This is a genomic window from Kocuria atrinae C3-8 (assembly GCF_000286355.1).
In the GTDB taxonomy this organism is placed as follows: domain Bacteria; phylum Actinomycetota; class Actinomycetes; order Actinomycetales; family Micrococcaceae; genus Kocuria; species Kocuria atrinae_A.
This window is the reverse complement of sequence record NZ_AJXN01000210.1, coordinates 1-1,731: the sequence shown is the minus strand read 5'-3', so window position 1 is coordinate 1,731 and position 1,731 is coordinate 1. Positions and strand designations below refer to the sequence as shown.

The 1,731-nt window shown below is 68.5% G+C and carries 1 pseudogene; it reads left to right on the top strand.

The window, feature by feature from the left end:
* Positions 1-1,731, top strand: a pseudogene (locus tag YO9_RS19315) (DEAD/DEAH box helicase); the annotation flags it as partial.

Here is a 1,731-nt window from a genome sequence, read left to right as displayed (position 1 = left end):
ACGACGCCGCTCCCGGGCCTTCCGGGGGCGGCTCGCCCGCGTCCGGGGCCAGTGCAGGTGGGGAGATCGATGCCCGTGCACAAACCATGGTCGCGAGCTCCCGCGCCCCGGTGCAGGACGCCTTGCCCGGAACCGACCTGGACCTGCGGGAGAAAGCCAAGCGAGCGGCGTCGTCCGCCAAAGCCGAGGAGCACACCTCCGTGCTCTACATTTCCCCGCTCAAGGCGCTGGGTGTGGATGTGGAGCGCAATCTCCGTGCGCCGCTGATCGGCATCACCCAGGCCGCGAAGGCCGCCGGAATCGCCCCGCCGGACGTGTCCGTGGGCGTGCGCTCCGGTGACACTCCGCAGGCCACCCGGCGCGCGCTGCTGGCCCACCCGCCGGACATCCTGATCACCACGCCCGAGTCGCTGTACCTGATGCTCACGTCCAAGGCGCGGGAGACGTTACGAAACGTGAAGACCGTGATCATCGACGAGGTGCACGCGGTGGCCGGCACCAAACGCGGCGCGCACCTCGCGGTGAGCCTGGAGCGGCTCGATGACTTGCTGGACGAACCGGCCCAGCGCATCGGCCTGTCCGCGACCGTGGAACCGGTGGACACCGTGGCCGGTTTCCTGGGTGGCTCGCAACCGGTGACCGTGGTGCGGCCGCCGTCCGAGAAGGACTGGGATCTCACGGTGTCGGTGCCGATTCCGGATATGACCGCGTTGGGCGGGGCCTCGGCCTCGCGTCCTCGGTGGATTCCGCCAACATTGACGCGAACCTGGAGGCCTCCGACTACCAAGCGACCGCTTCGATCTGGCCGCACGTGAGGAACGGATCGTGGATCTGGTGGAGCAGCACCGCTCCACCATCGTGTTCGCCAACTCGCGCGGGCTGGCCGAGAAGCTCACCGCGCGGCTCAATGAGATCCACGAGTTCCGGATCAACAATGCCCCGTCTGGATCGGAAAGCGCGGACGAATCCGAATCGATTGCCACCTCTGATGCCGACACCACCGGCGAGTTCGCGGACATTTCCCGCCAGCACAATCGGTTCGAGGGCGCCACCTCAGTACTGGCTCGGGCACACCACGGATCGGTGTCCAAGGACCAGCGCAGTCTGATCGAGGAGGACCTCAAGACGGGTCGGCTGCGTTGCGTGGTGGCCACCTCATCCCTGGAACTCGGTATCGACATGGGGCACGTGGATCTGGTGGTGCAGGTGGAGTCGCCGCCGTCCACGTCCTCGGGTCTGCAGCGCGTGGGACGCGCCGGCCACCAGGTGGGCGAGGTGTCGATCGGGCGCATGTATCCCAAGCACCGCGGTGACGTGCGCGATGCCGCGGTGATTTCCGAGCAAATGCTGGCCGGGCGGCTGGAACCGCTCGCGATCCCCGCCAACCCGTTGGACATCCTCGCCCAGCACACGATCTCCGCCGCTGCCGCCGAGGACGTGGATGTCGAGGCTTGGTTCGACACCCTCCGCCGTTCGGCGCCGTTCCGGAATCTGCCGCGCTCCGCGTACGACGCCGTGCTGGACCTTCTCGCCGGGCGCTACCCGTCCGACGAGTTCGCCCACCTGCGTCCCCGCGTGGTGTGGGACCGCGAAACCGGCACGCTCCAGGCGCGCCCGGGGCGCTTCGGTTGGCCGTGACCTCCGGCGGCACCATCCCCGACCGGGGCCTGTTCCCCGTGTTCCTGGTGGGTGATCAAGACGGCAAGAACCCCAAGCGCGTGGGCGAACTCG